Genomic DNA, 17,105 nt, shown 5'->3' with positions numbered 1-17,105 from the left:
CCGTACCGGGTGACCACCCGCGTTCCGGGGGGGTACACAGGTCGCTGCGCACGCAGAGGCACCCGGTGGAGGGCTCGGGCTCCGGAGTCTCATCGACGTCCACAAGCTCTGCTGTCGGACCGGGACCGGAGACGGCGACGAAAGCCGCGCTCTCGCGGCCCCGCCCGCCGTCTCGGCCGCGAGCTGCCCCGGCCGGCCTGGCCGGTCGTAGCTGACGTTGGCGACGGTCATGCCGGGGCCGAGCCGGAAGGCCTGGGGCGTGTTGTCCCCCGCGCGACGCACCCGTCACCTCACCGTCGATGATCGTGCCGCTCACCCTGGGCCGGGGCGCCGATTTTCCGAGCCGATCCCGTGTCGAGGGAGCTCTTCACCATCTGCCCGGCGGGGGCCGCTCACCGCGCCTGCGGCCGGAAGAGCCGGCCACCGCGCCCGCGGGCCGGAAGAGCCGGCCCACCGCGCCCGCGGCCGGAAGAGCCGGCCACCCGGCTCATGTGCTGGTCACTGCGCCACACCACACGGTTACATGGTGCGAATCGGTGTGAGGGTGACGTTCGGGAGGATTGTGTGGCCGGGTTGCTCGTGGACGGTGTCGAGGTCGCCGAGGTGGAGATGGCGACGAGCTATGCGCAGCGGTCGCGGGGGCTGCTCGGCCGGGACGGGGTCGCCACCGGGCTGGTGCTCAGGCCGGGGTCGAGCGTGCACACGATCGGTATGCGCTTCGCGATCGACGTGGTCTACGTGCGGCGCGACGGAACCGTGCTGGCCGTGGTGCCGATGGTGCCGCAGCGGGTCGGGCTCCCACGGCCGCGCTCCGGCTGGATCCTGGAGACCGAGACGGGCCGGGCGCAGGAATGGGGCATCGAACCGGGGCGCCATCTCCGCCTGGTTCAGTGACATTCCGTAGTTAACTACTTTCGGTCACTCGTTCTAATTCTGATTTCTGCTCAGGACTTGATAGCTCGGTGTTATAGATATTGCGCATATAACGTGATCTCATTCACTGAGAGTGTGTCTCGGCTTCAATCGCCCCTAAAATGGTCCACGTCGTCGTGAGTACACCGTGTGATCGGCTCACGGCGTCCGGAGGGAAGAAGGGAGATGCCCGAGTGTTCAGGGGACAGCTGAGTCCGCGTCTTCGGAGGGGAGAAGCGGATGGCGCTGCACTCGGGGAGATCCCGCCCTGCGTCGAGGTGGTGCGCGGCTGGTGGCCAGACCCGCTCAGTGGGACGAGGTCCCGCGAGGAGGTCTCGGCCCGGGCGGCGCACCGGGCCCGGGATCCGCGCCTGATAGCGCGCGACCGGACGCTCGCGGTCCTCGAGATCTCCCGATCGGCCGACCGTTCAGCACGGAGATGCCAATCCCGTTCAGCGCTGCGCTGATTCAGCCACTGCCCGGGCGCCCGGCCGGCGCTGCCGGGCGCCGAGTGGACGGGGGCCGACGGTGGCCGGTCCGACTGCACCTGCGGCCGGGAGCCGAAGAGCGTGGGGCCCGCCGGGATCGCCGTCAGCCTGCGGTTTCCGGTCCTGCCCGGGTCGGTGACCGAGGTTCAGCTCACCGTGCCGGTTTTCGTGCCGCTCACGGTTCCCGTGTCCGGGCGATGCGATCACCCGGACACGGGAGGCCGGGATGGGCTACCGGGACTGCAGGGCGTCCAGCGCCACGGCCATCGCGGCGGCCAGACGGCCGTCCAGACGGGCGCCCGGTACCTCGACCTCGTAGCGGTCGCGCAGGGAGCGCTTGCGCTGCGAGCTCAGGAGCACCGTGCCGTCCGGGTCGGTGAAGTCGAAGTGGAAGACGAACGGGGACGGCAGGTCGCTGACGATGGGCAGAAACTCCCACAGCCGGCGCGCGATGGCCACGTTCTTGTTGCGCTCGGTGCCGAACAGCTCGACCGGGCTGTTGGCGAAGCCCATGTGCCACGAGCTGCGCAGGAGTGATTTGCCGAAGTCCTTGCGGAACCAGCCGATGGTCTGGCCGGCGGCGTCCTGCACGTCGTAGGTGGCACCGAGGTCGAGGCGCTGACGAGCCTTGAAGCTGAACACCGGCTCCGTGCGGTTCTCGTCAGCGTAGAAGGTGACCTCCTCCTTGAACGCCAGGCGCTTCTGCTGGGCGAAGGCCAGCAGGTCACCGGTGCTGCCGTCGGGCCGCAGCTCCCGGATCTCGTAACGGTTGACCAGCAGGGTGATTTTCTGGGTCACCGCGAAACGCTCGATGCTCCTCAGGTCGGAGACCATCAGTTCACGCTTCTCTCTGTACAGGCGTCCGATATGTGCGGGTCATTGTTGCGTAGGGCAGCGCTCCATGTCCGGTTCTTTGAATGACATCACGGAAAGTAGCGATCAACCGCGATTTCGTCGATATGACCCGGCTACTCCTTGACGTCGGATTGCGCTATCTGAGAAGTTTTTCCAGCAAGGTTCGGCGGCGTCGATCCAGTCTTGGTGACAACCCGTACGAACCTCACCACATACTCAGAACTGCAACTAGGAAACTCTGCGTGAGGCATTGGCCCGCATGAGTCCCCCAGGCTGCGGGGCCTGGGTGGTGCGACACCGAGCGCGCTGCCCAGGTCTCGCCCCCAACCCGCGGTTCCCGGGTGGCCGGAATGCGCCAATCGCGATCTCATTCCCCAACGGCCCCGATTGTTGCTCGACCGTTCGGGTATGTCACGGTTACCCGTCAGTGCTCAGCCTGCTCCCAGATCGTCATGAAGGGTTTGGTCGTGATCATCCGTCGGCTCGTCGGGGTCGTACTCGTGGTGCTTGTGCTGCTGGTCGTTGTCGACCGCGTGACCTGGTGGGCAGCCCGCCGCGTGGTTGCCGAGAGAGTCCAGAGCGAGGCCGGCCTGGCCGAGCGGCCAGACGTCGAGGTGCACGGTTTCCCGCTGCTCACGCAGGCTCTCGGGGGTAAGTACGATCAGGTCAACGCCAAGGTCGACGATCTCAGCGTGCAGGACGGCGTCACCGTCGACGAGCTCGACGTGGAGATGCGCGGCATTCACGCCAGCCTCGGCGACCTGGTGAAGCACCGGCTGGGGGATGTGCCGGTCGACTCCGCCGTGGCCGACGCGACGGTCGGGTACGCGTCCATCGACCGGGTGGTCGCGGACAACATGCCCGACGACAACCTCAAGGTGGAATTCACCGAGGGCAACAGCGGCAATCTCTCCATCACCGGCACTTACGAGAGCCCGCTGGGCAGCACCCAGCTGCAGGGCGAGGCCAGCGTCACGATCAAGGACGGCGACCTGCTGCTCCAGCTGACGCAGGATTCCCTCGCCGACATCGACCCGCTGCTGCGCCCGCAGGTGAAGTCGCTGCTGAACCGTTCGTACCACCTGCCCGAGCTGCCGTTCGGGTTCACTGCCCAGGATGTGACGGTGGGCAAGGAGGGCGTGACTGTTCGCGCCACGACCACCGAGGTCCAGCTGGGCTGACGTCGCACCGAGGCCATAAGGGCCGGGATCCCCACTCGGGGTCCCGGCCTTTTCTCATTCTTGGAAAGCCGACAACGCGGGCATGCGCTAACTTGAGTGGAACAGACTCAACTCTGTGAGCGTTGCGATGGGCAGTAGTTCAAACAGCACTCGGAGGTAACTGAGCACCATGGACCTGAAGCTCACCACCCGCAGCCAGGAGGCCATGGCCTCCGCCGTCCGGCGCGCCGCCACTGACGGTGCGCCGCAGGTAGAGCCGGCGCACCTGCTGGGCGCCCTGCTCGAGCAGCCCGACGGGGTTGCGCCCGCCCTTCTGCAGGCGGTCGGGGCTGACCCGCAGGCCCTGCGCCGTTCCAACACCGCCCTGGTCGAGGGTCTGCCCCGGGCCAGCGGCAGTTCGGTCAGCTCGCCCAGCCTGGGCCGCGCCTCCTACCAGTCGATGTCGGCGGCCGGCGACGTCGCCCGGGAGCTCGGTGACGAGTACGTCTCCACCGAGCACCTGCTGATCGGTCTGGCCGCGGGCGACAGCGGTGTCCTGAAGAACGCGGGCATCACCCGCGACAAGCTGCTGGCCGCGCTGCCCCAGGTGCGGGGCAACGTCCGGGTCACCAGCCCCGATCCGGAGGGCACCTACAAGTCCCTGGAGAAGTACGGCGTCGACCTGACCGCCGCCGCGCGCGACGGCCGGCTCGACCCGGTGATCGGGCGCGACGCTGAGATCCGCCGCGTGGTGCAGGTTCTGAGCCGCCGCACGAAGAACAACCCGGTGCTGATCGGTGAGCCGGGCGTGGGCAAGACCGCGGTCGTCGAGGGCCTGGCCCAGCGCATCGTTGCCGGTGACGTGCCCGAATCCCTGCGCGGCAAGCGGCTGATCAGCCTCGACCTGGCCGCGATGGTGGCGGGTGCGAAGTATCGCGGTGAATTCGAGGAACGGCTGAAGGCCGTGCTCGAAGAGATCAAGTCCTCCGAGGGCCAGGTCGTCACCTTCATCGACGAGCTGCACACCGTGGTCGGTGCGGGCGGCAGCAGCGACGGGTCGATGGACGCCGGCAACATGCTCAAGCCGATGCTGGCCCGGGGTGAGCTGCGTCTGGTCGGTGCCACCACGCTGGACGAGTACCGCGAGAACATCGAGAAGGACGCCGCGCTGGAGCGCCGTTTCCAGCAGGTCTACGTGGGTGAGCCGAGTGTGGAAGACACGGTGGCCATCCTGCGGGGCCTGAAGGAGCGCTACGAGGCGCACCACAAGGTCGCGATCACCGATGCCGCCCTGGTCGCCGCGGCCGGTCTGTCGCACCGCTACATCCCCGGCCGTCAGCTGCCCGACAAGGCGATCGACCTGATCGACGAGGCCGCCAGCCGGCTGCGCATGGAGATCGACTCCTCGCCGGAAGAGATCGACGCCCTGCGCCGGCAGGTCGACCGGATGAAGATGGAAGAGATGGCCCTGGCCAACGAGGCCGACCCGGGCAGCCAGATGCGTCTGGAGAAGCTGCGGGCCGACCTGGCCGACCGTTCTGAGCAACTGGCCGGTCTCACGGCCCGCTGGGAGCAGGAGAAGGCCGGTCTCAACCGCGTCGGTGACCTGATGAAGCGGGTCGACGAGCTCCGCAGTCAGGCCGAGAAGCTGCAGCGCGCGGGCGATCTGGGCGCGGCCTCGCGGCTTCTGTACGGCGAGATCCCGACCATCGAGAAGGAGATCGCCGAGGCCCAGGCCGCCGAGGAGGTCCTGGAAGACCGGGCCGAGCCGATGGTGAAGGACGAGGTCGGTCCCGACGACATCGCCGACGTGGTGGCGGCCTGGACCGGGATTCCCGCCGGGCGGCTGCTGGAGGGCGAGAGCGCCAAGTTGCTGCAGATGGAAGAGGTCATCGGCGGGCGGCTGATCGGGCAGAAGAACGCCGTGCGGGCGGTGTCCGACGCGGTGCGCCGGGCCCGGGCCGGTATCAGCGATCCCGACCGTCCGACCGGGTCGTTCCTGTTCCTCGGCCCCACCGGCGTCGGTAAGACCGAGCTGGCCAAGGCCCTGGCCGACTTCCTGTTCGACGACGAGCGGGCCATGGTCCGTATCGACATGAGCGAGTACGCCGAGAAGCACAGCGAGGCCCGGCTGATCGGTGCCCCGCCCGGCTACGTCGGGTACGAGTCCGGTGGCCAGCTGACCGAGGCGGTGCGTCGTCGTCCTTACTCCGTCGTTCTGTTCGACGAGGTGGAGAAGGCCCACCCGGACGTGTTCGACGTGCTGTTGCAGGTGCTCGACGACGGCCGGCTCACCGACGGTCAGGGCCGCACGGTCGACTTCCGCTCGACCATCCTGGTGCTGACCTCCAACCTGGGCTCGCAGTTCCTGGTCGACCCGACGCTGTCGGACGAGGCCAAGAAGGATGCCGTGCTCAGCTCGGTGCGCTCTTCGTTCAAGCCGGAGTTCCTCAACCGGCTGGACGACGTGGTGGTGTTCGACCCGCTCGGCATGAACGAGCTGTCTCACATCGTGGAGCTCCAGATCGGGCTGCTGGCCCGGCGTCTGGCCGATCGGCGGCTCGAGCTCCAGGTCACCGCGGCCGCTCGCGACTGGCTGGCTCTCACCGGCTACGACCCGGCCTACGGGGCCCGGCCGCTACGCCGCCTGGTGCAGCGCGAGATCGGCGACAAGCTCGCCCGGGCCCTGCTGGCGGGTGAGATCCACGACGGCGACGGAGTTCTCGTCGACGCCGCGCCCGCTGCCGACGGTCTGATCGTGCGCCGGCTCGAGCCCGGCGAGCAGGTCGACTCGGTGGTCCGGTCCCACGCGAATCCGGACAGCGGCCTGATCGAGCTGGAGTCGGGTCCGACGATCTGATGCTCTGACAAAGCACTGAAGCCCTCGCCGGGATCGGCGAGGGCTTCAGTGCTTTGAGGACGTCGGGGTCAGCGGGCGGTCCAGACCACCTTGGTGCCACTCGTCTTCACCAGCTGGAGCTTGCCGCTGCTCAGCAGGCGCAGCCGGTTGGCGCCCTGACCCGCGGTCTTGGAGGTCCAGGCGGTGGTGCCGTTGGAGTTGACCAGCGACAGGTTGCCGGTGCTCGTCACGGTGAGCCAGTCAGCGTTCTTCTTGCCGGTGTTCCAGATGACGCCCGCGCCCTTCTCCGTCACCGTGAGGTTGCCGTCGGTGCGGAAGGCCAGGCGGTACTTCCCGTTCTTCGACACCAGCGTGCGGCCGCCGCGGTAGAGCGCCGAACCCGTGTTCAGGGTGGCGCGGCCGGCGACGTTCTGGGTGGGGGCCACCTTCTGGATCTTGTTGCTGGCCCAGGCCGTCTTCTGGGTGGAACTGTTGACGATGGTCAGCCGGCCCTCGTTGGTGACCTTCAGTGTGGAGGCCCCGCCGCTGGTGCCGGACGACCAGACCCGCTGCCCGTAGGCGTTGTACGACACCAGGTTCCCGGTGGTGGTCATGCGCGTGTAGGCAGCGCCCTTGCCGGAGTGCCAGAGCACCCGGTCGCCGGGCTTGCTCAGCGTCAGGTCTTTACCGGTCTGGGACAGCACGTACAGGCCGTTCGGGCTGGAGATCGACGAGCCGTTGTGCAGGGAGGTACCGCTGGTGAGCGACGTCTTGGAGGTGGTGGCCACCGGGAGCGCCACCTTCTGCGGGGAGAACAGCAGGCGCCGCGGCCACTTCGTGCTCACCTTGGTGACGACGTTCTCGGTGGAGGCGCCGAGGATGGCTGCCTGCACCTGCTTCGGCGTGGCCTTGGGGTGCTTCTGCAGGTACAGCGCCACCGCGCCGGTGACGTGCGGCGTGGCCATCGACGTGCCGGAGAGCTTGGCGATACGGGTGTCGCCGGTGGCCCAGTCGGAAGTGATGTTCAGGCCCGGCGCGTACAGGTCGACGCAGTCGCCGTAGTTGGAGAACGTCGCCTTCTTGTCGGTCTTGGTGGAGGCGCCGACCACGATCGCGGCCTTCACGTCGCTCGGGGAGACGTCGCAGGCCGGGATGCCCTCACCGGCCGCGTCGCCGTTACCGGCGGCGATCACCACGGTGACCCCGTCGGCGATGACCCGCTTGACCGCGGCCTCGACCACCGGGTCTTCGCCGCCCTCGTTGGTCAGGCTGAGGTTCGCGACGGCCGGCACACCGCTCTTGTGGTGCGAGACCACCCAGTCGAGCCCCTGCGCCACGATCGAGCTGGTGCTGCCGCCCTTGCAGTCGAGCACCCGGACCGGCACCAGCGAGACCTCTTTGGCCACGCCGTAGTTGGTGCCGCCGATGGTGCCGGCGACGTGGGTGCCGTGACCCTCGCAGTCTTCGGTGCTGGTGTCGCCGGACAGCGTGGACTTACCGCCGGAGACCCGGCTGGTGCCCTGCTTACCGGCCAGCGTGGTGGTGAAGTCGCGGTGGGTGCTGCGGACCCCGGTGTCCACCACGTAGGCGGTGACGCCCTTGCCGGTGTTCGAGTAGTAGTACGAGCCGTTCAGCGTGCTCGCGTGCTGATCGATGCGGTCGAGCCCCCACTCGGCATCTTTCTGCGTGCCCGAGGTGGCGGTGGAGGTGTACCGCTGGTTGACCGCGACGTAGTCGACGGCCGGGTCTTTGCGGATGTCGGCGAGCTCGCCGTCGGACAGCGTGGCCGAGTAGCCCTGCAGCGCCTCGGTGAACCGGGCGTGCACCTGGGCACCCGCGTCTTCACCGCGCTCCACGGCCGCGGCCACCACCGAACCGGCCGACGCACCGGCGCTGTCGACACCGGCGGCGCTCAGGCCCGCCTGGTCTTTCAGCATCACCAGGTACTCGCCGTCGATGGCGCTCTTGCTGTCGGCACCCACCAGCGGAGCCGGATCGGTGCCGCCCAGGGCGGCGGGCAGAGCGTCGGCGACCGGCGTCAGCGTGACCACAGCCAGCGTCGCGGCGGACAGCCCGAGCGCGGTCCTGATCAACGCTTTCCGGCGGGGTAGGGCCCGGTGGGGGGCGCGGGGATCCGTCACGCGCAGCACTCTACGGGGGCGCACCGACAGGATGACGGACCCGTGACCGGGCGCCGGGGCCGAAATCATGCATTCCGTAATCAGCCTCATACGTTTCGGTGAGCGATTGACTAGTCCTTCCGGACCTCCTATTTCGTGCTTGACCGAGATTTAAATCGAGGTTTCTGAACCACCTGGGCGTGTCCCGCGTCGGGAACCCCGTTTTCCCTCCTTTTGAGACAAGTGCGGTGTCGGTTCCCGGTCACGTCACCGGAGTCCCCTGCGGACTCGGGCGTTCGCCAGTTTTACCGGGTGTGGGGCCGGTGGCCGGGTCGTTGTTGCCCGGTCGGCTGGCAGCAGTGCGGGGGTGACGGGCCGCGGTGCTGATCGCGCTCGCCGGGGCCGTGCTCATTCCGGTCCTGATCGGTGCGTCCACCCAGGTCACGGCTGATGCCGTGCTCGGCCGCGCGCTCTCGCGGCTGCCGGTCGGGAATGCAGCGCCAGCTGGTCACCGGGGTGCTCGGGCAGACGGCGCGCAACGGCACCGCCGTTCTGGTGGCCACCCACGATCCGGTGCTGTCAGCGGCCGCCAGTCACGTCGTCCTCAATTAAGCGAGCTCGACGATCACCGGAGCGTGATCGGAAGCGCCCTTGCCCTTGCGCTCCTCGCGGTCGATCGACGCGGTCTTGACCCGCTCGGCCAGGGCCGGGGAGGTCAGGGCGAAGTCGATGCGCATGCCCTGGCGCTTGGGAAAGCGCAGCTGGGTGTAGTCCCAGTAGGTGTACGCGCCGGGGGTGTGGGCGCGCACGACCTCGGCGAAACCGGCCTCCACCACGCCGTTGAAGGCGTCGCGCTCGGGCTGCGACACATGGGTGCTGCCCTCGAAGGCCGCCATGTCCCACACGTCTTCGTCGAGCGGAGCTACGTTCCAGTCACCGACCAGGGCGATCTGGGCCTGCGGGTCGGCGGCGAGCCAGTCCTGGCCGGCGGTCTTCAGCGCGGTCAGCCACTCCAGCTTGTAGACCAGGTGGGGATCTTCGAGCGTGCGGCCGTTGGGTACGTAGAGGCTCCAGATACGGACGCCGTTGCAGGTGGCGCCGATGGCCCGGGCCTCGGCGGCCGGCGGGTCGCCCCAGCTCGGCATGCCCGGGAACCCACGTTCGACGTCGTCGATCCCGACCCGCGAGATGATCGCGACGCCGTTCCACTGCGAGTGGCCGAGGTGGGTGACCTGGTAGCCGATCTCCTCGAACCGCGCGGTGGGGAACTGCTCGTCCTTGCACTTGGTCTCCTGGACGGCGACCACGTCCACATCGCTGCGTTCCAGCCAGGCCACGGCCCGGTCGACCCGCGCCCGCATCGAATTCACGTTCCAGGTAGCGATCCGCACCTCGCGAGGGTATCTGCCGAAGGGGCGACGGTTACACCTCACCCGGACGGCTGCGGGCCGTCTGAGTGCAAAGAGTCACCAGCCAATGACATCCGACTACACACTGCGATGCACTGTCCTTCAAGCGGACTTCAACTGGATGGAGCGATGGGACATCTCTGGGTGACCACGAAGAGTCCCGCCGCCCGGTTCGCCACGGGCGCCGGGGTGATCGGCGTGCTCGTGATCGGCCTGGTCCCGGTGCTGCTCGGCCGGCCCCTCCCGCTCCTGGGTATCAGCACCCTGCCCTGGTGGGCGTTCGCGATCGCGTTCGCCGTCACCGAGGTGTGCGGCCTGAACGTGAACGTCCGGGGGCGTTGCTACCCGATCTCGCTCAGCGTCATCCCGCTGACCACCGGTCTCTACCTGTCCGACCCGGGCCCGCTCCTGCTCGCCCGCCTGCTCGGCACCGTGGCCGTCGCCGCCTGGTACCGCCGTCACAACCTCGTCACCCTGATCACCGGGGCCTTCGCGGTGATCGCCGGCACCGGGGTGGCCGAGCTGCTGTTCCGCACCCTGGTGCTGCCGTACGGCGTGCTCAGCCACTCCGGCCGCCTGATGACGCTGGTCGTGGTGGTGCTTGCGGCGCTCGTCGAGATCACCCTGTTGCTGCGCGTGCACCTCGACGCCGGCGGGTGGCGGGCCGAGGTCCGGCGGCTGCTGATGCGCGCGGTCGTGGCCGGGGTGACGGGTGCCGCGATCGGCCTGATCCCGGTGATCTCGGTCAGCCGCGGCGAGCCCCTGCTGACCGTGGCCGCGATCGGCCCCGGCCTGGTGCTCGGCCTCCACGCGTTCGCGACGCTCTCCGAACGGCACACCCGCCTGAGCCGCCTGTACGAGCTCTCCGAGGCCCTGGCCCACGTGCCGGCCCCGGCCCGCGCCATCCCGCTGGTGCTCGAACAGTCCGCCGATCTGCTGCGCGCCCGCTACTCCGAGCTGGTGCTCAACGACGACCTGGGCCGTTCCACCTCCGGCCGGCGCCTCTGGAGCCACCGCTCGGGACACGTGATCGGCCCCCGCACCCCCGCGGACGACCTCTTCCCGCTGCCGTGGCCGCCCGAGTCCGGGCAGCTGGTGCGCGGCCGTGACCGGGCCGAGCGTGATTTCCTGCGGGCCCGTGGTCTCGGCCAGGCCGTGCTGGTGCCGCTGCGCATCGACGACACCGTGGCCGGGCACCTGCTGGTCGGTGAGCGCAGCGGTGGGGAGCACGGTTTCGCCGCGTCCGATCTGGCCACGCTGCAGACCGTGGCGGCCCGGGCCGCCGTCGCCCTGAGCAATGGGCACCTGGTGGAACGGCTGCGCTTCGAGGCCCGGCACGACGAGCTCACCGGCCTGCCCAACCGCCTGGACTTCCGGGCCCAGCTGGACGCGTGGGTGCCCGAGCTGGTGTCGGGAGACCGGTCGTGCGCGGTGATGCTGCTCGACCTCAACGGTTTCAAGGCCATCAACGACACCCTCGGCCATCAGGCCGGCGACCAGTTGCTGCGGGAGCTCGCCGGCCGCCTCGGCCGGGTCGCGGGCCGGGGCACGACGATCGCCCGGCTCGGCGGCGACGAGTTCGCGGTGCTGGCCCCGGGCCTGGGCGACGGTGCCGCCCGGGCGCTGGCCCGGCGCCTGCTCACGGCCTTCGACGAGCCGGTCACGCTGGAGGGTCAGGAACTGCGCGTCGGCGGTTCCCTGGGCGTGGCCGTCGGCCCGGACCAGGGCACCACCGGGGCCGAGCTGCTGCGCCGCGCCGACGTGGCGATGTACGTGGCCAAGTCGGCCGGCGGCGGGTACCGGATGTTCACCCGGTCCATGGACCTGCCCGCCTCGCAGTTGCAGACCCTGGCCACCGCGCTGGAGGAGGCGCTGCTCCAGGACAGCATCGGCATCGCCGTGCTGCCCGTGGTCGACCTGGTCACCGGCCGGGCCCACGCGCTGGAGGCCCTGGCCCGGTGGAACCATCCGGAGCTGGGCGAGGTGCCGCCGGAGGACTTCTTCGCCGCCGCCGAGCGCAGCGGCCTGGTCACCGAGCTGTCCCGCCGGGTGCTCGACCAGGCGCTGGCCGCGGCCCGCGACTGGCTGGAGAAAGGTCAGCAGGTGCGGGTCGCGGTCAACCTGGCCCCCGGCTGGCTGGCCGACCCGACCCTGCCCGAGCAGATCACCACCGCGCTCGCCGTGCACGACCTCCCGCCCGACCTGCTCTACCTGGAGGTGACCGAGGCCGATGTGATCGACGAGCCGGACACCCATCAGGGAGTGCTGGCCTCGTTGACCCGGCTGCGCGCCCTGGGGGTGCGGCTGTCGGTGGACGACTTCGGCACCGGATACTCCTCGCTCACCTTCCTGAGCCGGCTGCCGGTGAGCCAGGTCAAGATCCACCAGTCGCTGGTGCAGGAGCTGCGGGCCGGCGGGACCGGCCGGGCCGTCGTCCAGTCGATCATCGACCTCGGGCGCAACCTGGGCCTGGAGGTCGTGGCCGAGGGGGTCACGGACGCCCACACCCGGATCGAGCTGAAGCGGATGGGCTGCGGTTTCGGCCAGGGTTACTACTTCAACGCGCCGGTGGCCGTGGGGGATCTGGCCTGGGCGGCCGGGCACCGACCGCCCGGAACGGTCACCCTTCCACCGGCCCCGCGGGTGGTCGGGACCCTGGATACCCTGGACGAATGCAGCCCACAGACAGCCCCTCCCTCGGCGCCGTGAAAGACGAACTGCGCGAGCTGATCCGCAAGCTCGCCGTGGTGCACGGCAAGGTCACGCTGTCCAGCGGCAAGGAGGCCGACTACTACGTCGACCTGCGCCGCATCACACTCGACGGCCAGGCCGCGCCACTGGTCGGGAGGGTCATGCGGGACCTGGTGAAAGACTGGGAGTTCGACGCCGCGGGCGGCCTGACCCTGGGTGCCGACCCGGTGGCCACGTCGATGCTGCACGCCGCCGCGGCGGCCGGTGAGCGGCTCGACACCTTCGTCGTGCGCAAGCAGGGCAAGGCCCACGGTCTGCAGCGCCGCATCGAGGGGGCCGACGTGCCGGGCCGTCGCGTGCTCGCCGTCGAAGACACCTCCACCACCGGTGGTTCCGTGCTGACCGCGGTCGAGGCGCTGCGCGAGGCCGGTGCCGAGGTGATCGGGGTCGCCGTGATCGTCGACCGGGGCACCGGCGCCCGGGAGAAGGTGGAGGCCGCCGGTCTGCCGTACCGATACGCCTACGACCTGTCCGATCTCGGGCTTTCCTGACCCGCTGGACCGTGCTCATCGCGCTGGACCGTCAGCTTCGGGACTCCGGACCGGCGTTGACGGTGGTGGACCGGCGCCGGTCCACCACCAGCGTCACCACGGTGGCTGTGATCGCGACCGCGGCGACGACGTAGGCGGCCCACTTCACCCACGGCACGTTGTGGGCGGCGTAGCCGAGCAGGATCATCCCGCTGCCCCAGATCAGGGCGCCGAGCACGTTCGCGAGCAGGAACTTCGGGTACGGCATCCGGCCGATCCCGGCGATGATCGGCGTGAAGGTGCGCACCCAGGGGATGAACCGGGCGATGATGATCGCCAGCGGGCCCCACCGTTCGTAGAACGCCTCGGCCCGGTGGACCCGGTCGGCGTTCCTCCCCGCCCGGCGTAACAACCAGGGCCGGCCGAAGCGCCGCCCGGTCCAGTAACCCACGGCGTCGCCGGCCACCGCGGCCACTGCCGTCCCCCCGGCCAGCAGGCCGAGGTTCAGGTCGGAGGCCGGCTCGGCGGCCAGCAGACCGGCCGCGAACAGCACGCTGTCACCGGGCAGGAAGAACCCGACGAGCAGACCGGACTCGACGAAGACCAGGGCGAACACGACGAGGTAGACCGTCGTCGTGGTCATCGACGAGACGTCGGAGAGACTCGTCCACCAGTGCGCCATCGGTCGTCGCCGGTCGCGGGATCAGCGTCGGCCGTCGTACCCCTGGTCGGGGCGGTTGGGGTCGTAGTGCTGCTGCGGGATGCCGCTGGGGATCGTCGCGTCGTCGGCCGCGTAGGGCTGGCCGAACTGGTCGTGGCTGTTGGCGAACGGGTCGCTCTCGGCCGGCGGCAGGAACGGCTCCTCGCCGGAGTGCTGGGCGGCGGCGGCCGTGGCCTCCGGCGAGACGGTGGCCGGCTTGCTCCGGTGACGCCACGCCTCGAAGCCCATCGGGATCACCGAGACCACGACGAGCAGCAGCAGGCCGGCCTCGATGTGGTCACGGAACAGCGGGATGTTGCCCAGCAGCTTGCCGAGGATCGTGATGCCCGAGGCCCAGAGCACGGCGCCGATGGCGCTGTAGGTGAGGTACTTGCGGCGGTCCATCTTGCCGACGCCCGCGGTCACGGTGATGAAGGTGCGCACCAGCGGGGTGAACCGGGCCAGCACGATCGCGACCGGGCCGTAGTGGTCGAAGAATTCCATCGTCTTGTCGACGTACTCGCGCTTGAACAGCTTCGAGTTTTCCTTCTTGAAGATGGCGGGCCCCGCGGCCCGGCCTATCTCGTAGCCGACCACGTTGCCCAGGAAGGCGGCCAGGGTGAGCACCAGGCAGGCCAGCCAGAGCGGGAAGTCGATGTCGCCGCGGCCGATGAACAGGCCGATGGTGAACAGCAGGGAGTCGCCGGGCAGGAAGAACCCCAGCAGCAGCCCGCATTCGGCGAAGATGATGAGCGCGCCGACCCAGAGGGCGACCCCACCCAGGTCGGTGAGCAGGGTGTCAGGATTCAGCCACTCCGGCCCGAGGGCCATGGGCACGCTTGTCAGCACGGCGCCCAGCCTACGGCGTCAGGCTGAACGCTTTCTGTCCGTCTCATGAGGGCTTGGTCCACGAGGGCGTACAACGTGGGCCACCCCACACCTGGTTCCCGCCTCTAGGGCAGGATCGCCCGGGTGAGCGAGCAGTCAAGCGAGCAGTCAATGGTGGACGACGAAGAGTTCCGTTCCGTTCCGGTAGGGGTGGGACCGTGGCCCGGCCCCTGGCCGGAGGACTCCCGGTACGACCCGGAACTGCTCGGGCAGGGCGACCGGCGTAACGTGCTCGACGAGTTCCGGTACTGGACCGTCGAGGCGATCGTGGCCGAGCTCGACACCCGGCGGCACGCGTTCCACGTGGCCATCGAGAACTGGGCCCACGACCTGAACATCGGTTCGGTCGTGCGTACCGCGAACGCCTTCAACGCGGCCGGGGTGCACATCGTCGGGCGTCGTCGCTGGAACCGGCGCGGGGCCATGGTGACCGACCGCTACCTGCATGTTCACCATCACGAGGACGCGAATGCCCTCACCCGGTGGGCCGAGGCCGAGGGGCTCACCGTGATCGGCATCGACAACGTGCCGGGCTCGGTGCCGATCGAGACGGCCACCCTGCCGCGTGACTGCGTGCTGGTGTTCGGCCAGGAAGGTCCCGGACTCTCGCAGGCCACGCTCGACGCCTGCTCCCAGGTGCTGTCGATCACCCAGTTCGGCTCGACCCGCTCGATCAACGCCGGGGCCGCGGCCGCGGTCGCCATGCATGCCTGGGTGCGGCAGCACGCGGTCATTCCTGGCGCAGCGCCGTGATCCGTCCGTTCGGGGCCAGCGTCACCCGCACGTAGGCCTCCCCGCCGGGCAGGGAGCGGTTGAGCGTCTGCACCAGCTCCTCCGGGGTCTTGCGGCCGTCGATCAGCAGGGTGGCCCCCGGCTCGATGACCAGCTGGGTCGCCGGGCCGGTCACCTCGTCCCCCTGTGTCGGCTCGAAGGTGACCCGCACCGATCCCTGCTCGCTGCGCCCGGCGCTGATCCGGCCGAAGAGCAGGGTGCTTGAGGACGTCGCGGTCGCCTGCGTGCGTACGTTGCCCGGCACGGTGGTCGGCTCGCGCGGGGCCGGCGGTATCGAGTGCCCCAGCCACACCGCCAGCAGGGCCGCGGCGACCAGGCTGATCCCGGCCACCACCCACCCGGCCAGACGGCGCCGGCGCAGCCACGCGCCCCGCCGCACGACGGTGGCGAGGTCGTCCGGGCCGGGGCCCGGGATCTCGCCGGCCCGCAGTTCGGTCTCGTCGTCGAGCAGTACCTCACGGCCGGGCTGCTGACGCTGGAGCAGGCCGAGGGCCTGGGTGCGCGCGGCCATCGAGACCCAGGCCACGGCCGAGGTGGTGAAGTCGGGGGTGCCCGACCAGCGCGCGTAGGCCCGGGCCAGCGTGGCCAGGGTGACCTCCTGCGCGCCGGCCCGGGTGCCCAGCTCGGCGTGCGCGGCCGTGAACGCCGAGCGGTAGAGCTCGGGAAAGAGGGTGGCGAAGTCGGCCGGACGGCCCACCGGGTTCAAGGGCTGCGTGTTCTGGGTGGTCTGCGTGGTCTGTGTACCGGTGGGCGTCATGTCACCGCCGTCTCCTCTGTGGGTCTGCTGGCGTTCGCTCACGCTACTGGGCGGTGCGAGGTCATTTCTCGCGATCGGTGCAGGTCGCGAGCCATGACGCGGCATGTCAGCCGCAGGGGCGAGGTGCGTGTCGGGCGTACCGGCGATGGCGCCTGCGCCCCGGGCCCGGGCCTGGGCCTGAGTCAACAACGGGCGGCCGGTACCTGTGAGCCCCTCCTGCGTGGCCGGTGCCGGGTGGTTGCCGACCGGTGCTGAGGGAGGGCCTTGGCTGCCGGTTCGCTGCTGGCGTGTCGGGCGGGCACGCCCCTCAGGAAGTGAACTGCTCGAACAGCGACGTGATCGTGTTGTCGTCGGTGAGCCGCATCCAGATCCCGATCTGGACCGGTCCGCTGGCCTCCTGGTAGGCGTCCCAGTTACGTTTCATCTGCGCGATCGAGATCTGCTGCCCCTCGGTCACGGTGGCGCCGTCCGTCTGGTCGAGCAGGGCGCTGGCGCCCTCGATCCGGGCCTTGGGGTCGAGCCGGAACTCCGTCGGTTCCGTGCCCTTCGTCTTGCCGTCCAGGTGATCGTCGAGGGGCCACTCCCCACCGTTGGCCTTCTTGGCGTCCTCGCCGTAGAGGAACCAGCCGGGCTGGATCAGCAGGCTCAGGGTGCCGTCCGCATTCGTCGTGATCTTCTGCAGGTAGCCGAAGGTCACGCCGTCCTTCTCCGCGATCGGGTGCTCGGGGATGGCCGAGTAGTCCGGCGGCGTGGTCGGCGCGGCGGTGGCCGGCACCACGTGGGCGGAGCCGGTGGTGCTGAACGGATTGCTCAGCACCACCGCGATTCCCACCACCACGGCGGTCGCGACCCCGGCCACCCAGGCCGTGCGGCGCCGCCGGATGCTGGTGCCCCGGTGCACGGCGGCGTTCAGGGCGTTCGGGGGAGGAGCCGGGATCTCGTCCGGCCTCAGGTCGTCGAACAT

General features: G+C 69.8%; 14 protein-coding genes. 6 read left to right on the top strand and 8 right to left on the bottom strand.

Features of this window, described 5'->3' with window-relative positions:
* Window positions 1-564: 564 nt before the first annotated feature.
* Window positions 565-894 (top strand): DUF192 domain-containing protein, encoded by a 330-nt coding sequence (locus LR393_RS29340; RefSeq protein WP_231488260.1) that lies wholly within the window; start codon window positions 565-567, stop codon window positions 892-894.
* Window positions 895-1,631: 737 nt separating this feature from the next.
* On the opposite strand, the gene LR393_RS29335 is transcribed toward LR393_RS29340, so the two are convergent.
* Window positions 1,632-2,234, bottom strand: a complete 603-nt coding sequence (locus LR393_RS29335; RefSeq protein WP_231488259.1) for an LURP-one-related/scramblase family protein — start codon at window positions 2,232-2,234, stop codon at window positions 1,632-1,634.
* Between the two features lie 488 nt (window positions 2,235-2,722).
* On the opposite strand from LR393_RS29335, the gene LR393_RS29330 reads away from it, so the two are divergent.
* Both LR393_RS29330 and clpB read left to right on the top strand, forming a co-directional pair.
* Window positions 2,723-3,436, top strand: coding sequence for an LmeA family phospholipid-binding protein (locus LR393_RS29330; RefSeq protein ID WP_231488258.1), 714 nt, complete (start codon window positions 2,723-2,725; stop codon window positions 3,434-3,436).
* Between the two features lie 169 nt (window positions 3,437-3,605).
* Window positions 3,606-6,275, top strand: coding sequence for an ATP-dependent chaperone ClpB (gene clpB, locus LR393_RS29325; protein ID WP_231488257.1), 2,670 nt, complete (start codon window positions 3,606-3,608; stop codon window positions 6,273-6,275).
* A gap of 68 nt (window positions 6,276-6,343) precedes the next feature.
* Here the strand turns inward: clpB and LR393_RS29320 are convergent, their stop codons facing one another.
* From LR393_RS29320 to LR393_RS29310, 3 genes are all read right to left on the bottom strand, one after another.
* Window positions 6,344-8,395, bottom strand: coding sequence for a S8 family serine peptidase (locus tag LR393_RS29320; RefSeq protein ID WP_231488256.1), 2,052 nt, complete (start codon window positions 8,393-8,395; stop codon window positions 6,344-6,346).
* 284 nt (window positions 8,396-8,679) lie between these two features.
* A complete protein-coding gene (locus LR393_RS29315; RefSeq protein ID WP_231488255.1) occupies window positions 8,680-8,937 on the bottom strand; it encodes a hypothetical protein in 258 nt (85 codons plus the stop codon).
* A gap of 45 nt (window positions 8,938-8,982) precedes the next feature.
* The gene (locus LR393_RS29310) at window positions 8,983-9,765 is read right to left on the bottom strand and encodes an exodeoxyribonuclease III (protein ID WP_231488254.1); all 783 of its coding nucleotides are present in this window, start codon (window positions 9,763-9,765) and stop codon (window positions 8,983-8,985) included.
* A gap of 162 nt (window positions 9,766-9,927) precedes the next feature.
* On the opposite strand from LR393_RS29310, the gene LR393_RS29305 reads away from it, so the two are divergent.
* The gene (locus tag LR393_RS29305) at window positions 9,928-12,492 is read left to right on the top strand and encodes a putative bifunctional diguanylate cyclase/phosphodiesterase (protein ID WP_231488253.1); all 2,565 of its coding nucleotides are present in this window, start codon (window positions 9,928-9,930) and stop codon (window positions 12,490-12,492) included.
* On the top strand, window positions 12,456-13,025 hold the full coding sequence (gene pyrE / locus LR393_RS29300) for an orotate phosphoribosyltransferase (protein ID WP_231488252.1): 570 nt from the start codon (window positions 12,456-12,458) through the stop codon (window positions 13,023-13,025). The genes LR393_RS29305 and pyrE overlap by 37 nt, the downstream gene beginning before the upstream one ends.
* A 31-nt stretch (window positions 13,026-13,056) precedes the next feature.
* Here pyrE and LR393_RS29295 read toward each other — a convergent pair whose 3' ends face one another.
* Together LR393_RS29295 and LR393_RS29290 are read right to left on the bottom strand one after the other, a co-directional pair.
* Complete coding sequence (locus LR393_RS29295; RefSeq protein ID WP_231488251.1) at window positions 13,057-13,647, bottom strand: DedA family protein; 591 nt, start codon at window positions 13,645-13,647, stop codon at window positions 13,057-13,059.
* A 60-nt stretch (window positions 13,648-13,707) separates the two neighbouring features.
* Window positions 13,708-14,553, bottom strand: coding sequence for a DedA family protein (locus LR393_RS29290; protein ID WP_231488250.1), 846 nt, complete (start codon window positions 14,551-14,553; stop codon window positions 13,708-13,710).
* A 150-nt stretch (window positions 14,554-14,703) separates the two neighbouring features.
* Between LR393_RS29290 and LR393_RS29285 the strand changes: the two genes are divergently transcribed.
* Window positions 14,704-15,345, top strand: coding sequence for a TrmH family RNA methyltransferase (locus tag LR393_RS29285; RefSeq protein ID WP_269328083.1), 642 nt, complete (start codon window positions 14,704-14,706; stop codon window positions 15,343-15,345).
* Here the strand turns inward: LR393_RS29285 and LR393_RS29280 are convergent.
* Window positions 15,323-16,141, bottom strand: a complete 819-nt coding sequence (locus LR393_RS29280; RefSeq protein WP_231488248.1) for a hypothetical protein — start codon at window positions 16,139-16,141, stop codon at window positions 15,323-15,325. The two genes, LR393_RS29285 and LR393_RS29280, sit on opposite strands and share 23 nt — an antisense overlap.
* 307 nt (window positions 16,142-16,448) lie before the next feature.
* Window positions 16,449-17,105 carry a hypothetical protein gene (locus tag LR393_RS29275; protein ID WP_231488247.1) on the bottom strand — a complete coding sequence of 219 codons (657 nt, stop codon included), beginning with the start codon at window positions 17,103-17,105 and terminating at the stop codon, window positions 16,449-16,451.

Source organism: Kineosporia mesophila, from assembly GCF_021129235.1.
In the GTDB taxonomy this organism is placed as follows: domain Bacteria; phylum Actinomycetota; class Actinomycetes; order Actinomycetales; family Kineosporiaceae; genus Kineosporia; species Kineosporia mesophila.
The sequence above is the reverse complement of the archived record's forward strand: the minus strand, read 5'-3'. Positions and strand labels throughout refer to the sequence as shown.